Below are 4,253 nucleotides of genomic sequence, written 5' to 3' on the forward strand. Positions count from 1 at the left end.
GCGCGCGTGTTCGAGCGTTTCTATTCGCTGCCGCGCCCCGACGGGCAGGATCGCAGCACGGGCCTCGGGCTGTGTTTCGTCCGCGAAGTCGCGATGCTGCACCGCGGCCAGGTCGCGCTCGCGAACCGCGACGAAGGCGGCGCGTGCGCGACGCTCACGCTGCCGTCGGCGGGCTGAGCGCGCTTCACGTTCGCCACACATTCGCTTCACACCGGCTTCAATCGCCCTTCACCGGGGCTGCTCATGCTGACCGTACCCTTTTACTCCGGTACCCGTCGGCCATGAATCGAGTCCTGTTGTTCAAATTCGCGATCACCGCGTTTCTCGCGCTGCTGATCCTGATCCCGCTGCACATGGTGCAAAGCATCGTGCAGGAACGCTCCGCGTATCGGATGGATGCGCTGCAGAGCATCTGGTCGAGCTATGCGGGGCCGCAGACGGTGGCGGGCCCGGTGCTCGTCGTGCATTACACGGAAGTCACGCGCGTGCGCGACGACAGTCCGGCCGGCGGCGCGACGAAGACGAGCCTCAGAAGCGAGACGAAGCGCCTGCTCGTGTTTCCGAAGACGCTGAACGTCGACGGCACGCTGACGACCAGCGTCCGCTATCGCGGCATCCACAAGGCGCTGGTGTACGAACTGGCGAGCCGGCTGACCGGCACGCTGCCGTTGCCGGATCTGAAGAAGCTGCCGCAGGCGGACGGCCACGTGAGCTTCAAGGTCGACGACGCGTATGTCGCGATCGGCATCGGCGACATTCGCGGGCTGACCGCGCAGCCCGATCTGCGCATCGGCGGCGCGCGCTTCGACGTTGAGCAGGGCACGCGGCTGGACAGCCTGCGCCAGGGCGTTCACGCGAACGTCGATCTCGCGGCGCTGGCGGACGCGAGCGCGGGGGCGGCCGTGCCGTTCAGCATCGACCTGCCGCTGCGCGGTGCGGATTCCGTCGCGTTCGCGCCGGTGGGCGACCAGAACGATTTCTCGCTGAAATCGACGTGGCCGCATCCGAGCTTCGACGGCGCGTTCCTGCCGAACACCCGCACGGTCGATGCGCGCGGCTTCACCGGCAACTGGCGCGTGACGTCGTTCAACACGAAGGCGCGCGAGCAGATCGCATCCGGCAACGGGGAAGGCGCGATCGAAATGGCGTCGGTGTCGGTGATCGAACCGGTGAACGTCTACCTGCAGGCCGAACGCGCGACGAAGTACGGCGCGCTGTTCGTGATGCTCACGTTCGCGAGCTTCTTCATGTACGAGCTCGTGAAGCGGCTGCGGATTCACCCGATCCAGTACGCACTGGTCGGCCTGTCGCTGGCGCTGTTCTTCCTGCTGCTGCTGAGCCTGTCCGAACACATTGCATTCGCGTATGCGTATCTGGCGGCGAGCGGCGCCTGCATCGGGCTGCTCGGCTTCTACCTGTCGTTCGTGCTGCAAAGCGTGAAGCGCGGTGCGGTGTTTGCCGTGCTGCTCACGGTGCTGTACGCGGCGCTCTACGGGTTGCTGCTGTCGGAAGACAATGCGCTGATGCTCGGTTCGCTGCTGCTGTTCGCGATCCTCGCCGGCATCATGACGCTCACGCGCCGCGTCGACTGGTATTCGCTCGGTGCCGCGTGGCAGCCGCTGGCCGACAAGGCGGGCGCGGGCGCCGCGAAGCCGGGCGCGCAGGCGAAGTAAGCGCGCGGGTTGCGAGGAAGCGTGCCGGTCGGGAATGTCCCGGCTGGTGCGTCATACGGCGCGGCGTCGCGTCGCGCTGCACCGCCGATTCACGCACGCGATGCAGGTCGGCGAAACCGCGCGAGCGGAATCTCGGCCACGGCGGTGATCTCGATCAGCAGGTCGGGATGGTAGAGACGCTCGACCTGGACGGTCGTCGTCACGGGGTAGGGCTCGGCGAAGTACGTCTTGCGGATTTCGCCTGCCTGCATGAACGCATCGATGTCGGTCGCGTAGTGCACGAGCGAGATCACGTCCTGCATCTGTCCGCCCATCGTGGCGAGCACCGCGCGGATGTTGTCGAGCGTCTGCCGCACCTGCGTGCGCATGTCGCCGTGGCCGACCACCTGGCCGTCGCGGTCGAGCGCGACTTGCCCCTTCAGATGCACGATCCGGCCGTCGCCCTGGATCACGGCCATCGAGAACGCGCCGAACGGCGCCCAGACTTCCGGCGGATTCACTGCTTCAGCCATGACGCAGCTCCTGTGTGGCGTGAACGGGTCGGGCACAGCGGATCGATGTCGTCGATCGTCGCGCCATTATGGATGAGTTCGCCTTTGCGCTGCCCGCGGCTGGTACGAGCCGCCTGTCCTGATCGGGCGGCTACAGGACGGCCACATTTTTTCATTCGCGGCGTGAATCGATTCGACTGTTGACGTGGCGGTAATTCTGCGGGGATTCGCGCCTGGAGCACGTATGCACCGATATGATTCATACGCGCATTCCGCGGCAGCGGGTGCGCATGTTCCGAGGGGCGGGCCGATCACGCGCCCGCTGTCGCTTCTCGTCAAAACAAGGAAAACAACATGTGTACGAGTTTTGTGATCCGCACGGTGGATGAGCACGTCGTCTATGGCAGAACCATGGAGTTCGCGCAGGATCTGGGTTCGATCCCGATCGTCATCGAGGCCGGCAAGACGCTGTACGCGTCGCCGCCGCTCGGCAAGCAGGGCAAGAGCTGGACGACGAAGTACAAGGCGATCGGCATGAACGGGCTGAAGATGCCGATCCTGGTGGACGGCATCAACGAGGCGGGGCTGGCCGGCGGGACGCTCTACTTTCCGGAGTTCGCCGAGTATCCGGCGCTGACGCCGGAGAACACCGCTCGCGCGTTGGCGCCGTGGGATTTCCTCACGTGGGCGCTGACCAGCTACGACAGCGTGAGCGGCGTCAAGCAGGCGCTCGGCGACATCGTCGTCGCCGACATCCCGCACCCCGCATTCGACGGCGCGCCCCCCGTGCATTACACGCTGCATGACGCGAGCGGCGCATCGCTTGTCGTCGAGCCGGTCGGCGGCGAACTGCGCGTCCACGACAATCCGCTCGGCGTGATGACCAACTCGCCGCCGTTCGACTGGCATCGCACCAACCTGCACAACTACCTGAACCTGTCGCGCGTCACGCCGGCGAGCAGGACACTGTCGCTGTCGCGCGACGCGAAACACGTGACGCTCAAGGCGTATGGCCAGGGCTACGGGATGCTGGGCCTGCCCGGCGACATCACGCCGGCGTCGCGTTTCGTGCGCGCGGTCGGGTATGCGGCGTACGCGGAAAATCCGCATAGCGGCGCCGACGCGATCCGGCTGGCCGAGCACATCATCAATACGTTCGACATTCCGAAAGGGTGGATCAAGGAGGAAGTCGATCACGACACGCCGGTCTACGAATACACGCAGTGGGCCACGATCGCCGACCTGGAGGCGCGCAAGTATTACTTCCGGACGTATGACGATACGGTGATGCGTGTGATCGACCTGGCGACGTCGAAGGTGTCGACGGTCGCTTCGCCGAAGCACATCGAACTGACACCCGTCTAGCCGTTCGGCCTGCTGGAAGCGGCGGTGGCCCGGATCGACCTATACTGATCGTCTTACTTCACCGGACCACGCCGTGCCGAACCAACCTTCCGGGGATCCGTCCGTCGACGATCCCCGTCCGACCCCGCCTATCCAACCGGAACTGGAAGACTGCTGCAACAGCGGCTGCTCGCCGTGCGTCTTCGATCTCTACGACGAAGCACTCGCGCGCTATCGCGTCGAGCTGGCCGAATGGGAAGCGCGCCAGGCGCAACGCAAGCATCACGCGTGAGCCGGATGCCGGCGAGGCTACCTCTGCACCGTTTCCGCGTCAGACCCTGCCGTCGCGGCGATTCCCGCCGCGCTTACGTGCCTGCATGCAGCCGCCGGTGCAGCGGCCCAAGCATCGCCGACAGCGCGATGCACGCGAGCAATACGGCTGTCAGCGCGAACATCGACGTCCTGAAGCCCTGCACGTAATCGAGCGCGGCCGGATGCGCGCCGAGCCGGGCGAAGAACATGCCGCCGAGCGTGGCCGCGCCGACGGCCGCACCGATCTGCAGCATCGCGGTGACCATGCCGGATGCGACACCTGCGCGTGCCATGTCGACTTCCGCGAGCACGATCCGCACGACCGACGGCAGCACGAGACCCTGGCCGATCCCGATCGCCGCGATCCCTGCGTAGAAGCCGGGGCCCGGCGCGGCTGCGCCGGCCAGCGCGGCGGCGGTCGCGACGCCGGCCG

5 protein-coding genes and 1 pseudogene are annotated in these 4,253 nt (G+C 66.4%); 4 read left to right on the forward strand and 2 right to left on the reverse strand.

Annotated elements, in window-relative coordinates; all coding sequences use genetic code 11:
• Both JYJ84_RS38025 and creD read left to right on the forward strand, forming a co-directional pair.
• Positions 1 to 177 (forward strand): ATP-binding protein (locus JYJ84_RS38025; RefSeq protein ID WP_374102142.1); only part of this gene is annotated, 177 nt, incomplete at its 5' end.
• Positions 178 to 281: 104 nt separating this feature from the next.
• On the forward strand, positions 282 to 1,673 hold the full coding sequence (creD, locus tag JYJ84_RS29815) for a cell envelope integrity protein CreD (protein ID WP_175220235.1): 1,392 nt from the start codon (positions 282 to 284) through the stop codon (positions 1,671 to 1,673).
• Between the two features lie 89 nt (positions 1,674 to 1,762).
• Here the strand turns inward: creD and JYJ84_RS29820 are convergent, their stop codons facing one another.
• Positions 1,763 to 2,185: a RidA family protein gene (locus tag JYJ84_RS29820; RefSeq protein WP_175220237.1), complete on the reverse strand. Its 423-nt coding sequence runs from the start codon at positions 2,183 to 2,185 to the stop codon at positions 1,763 to 1,765.
• Positions 2,186 to 2,518: 333 nt separating this feature from the next.
• Here JYJ84_RS29820 and JYJ84_RS29825 point away from each other — a divergent pair, with 333 nt between their 5' ends.
• Both JYJ84_RS29825 and JYJ84_RS29830 read left to right on the forward strand, forming a co-directional pair.
• A complete protein-coding gene (locus tag JYJ84_RS29825; protein WP_122947590.1) occupies positions 2,519 to 3,529 on the forward strand; it encodes a choloylglycine hydrolase family protein in 1,011 nt (336 codons plus the stop codon).
• Positions 3,530 to 3,602: 73 nt separating this feature from the next.
• On the forward strand, positions 3,603 to 3,800 hold the full coding sequence (locus JYJ84_RS29830; RefSeq protein WP_011354524.1) for an oxidoreductase-like domain-containing protein: 198 nt from the start codon (positions 3,603 to 3,605) through the stop codon (positions 3,798 to 3,800).
• Positions 3,801 to 3,873: 73 nt separating this feature from the next.
• Here the strand turns inward: JYJ84_RS29830 and JYJ84_RS29835 are convergent.
• Positions 3,874 to 4,253 (reverse strand): annotated as a pseudogene (locus tag JYJ84_RS29835) (MFS transporter); the annotation flags it as partial.

It is taken from the genome of Burkholderia sp. LMG 13014 (genome assembly GCF_905232215.1).
GTDB lineage: Bacteria > Pseudomonadota > Gammaproteobacteria > Burkholderiales > Burkholderiaceae > Burkholderia.

Coding starts and splice junctions, on each gene's coding strand:
- JYJ84_RS29820 (WP_175220237.1), bottom strand. CDS start 2,185: ATGGCTGAAGCAGTGAATCCGCCGGAAGTCTGGGCGCCGTTCGGCGCG.
- creD (WP_175220235.1), top strand. CDS start 282: ATGAATCGAGTCCTGTTGTTCAAATTCGCGATCACCGCGTTTCTCGCG.
- JYJ84_RS29825 (WP_122947590.1), top strand. CDS start 2,519: ATGTGTACGAGTTTTGTGATCCGCACGGTGGATGAGCACGTCGTCTAT.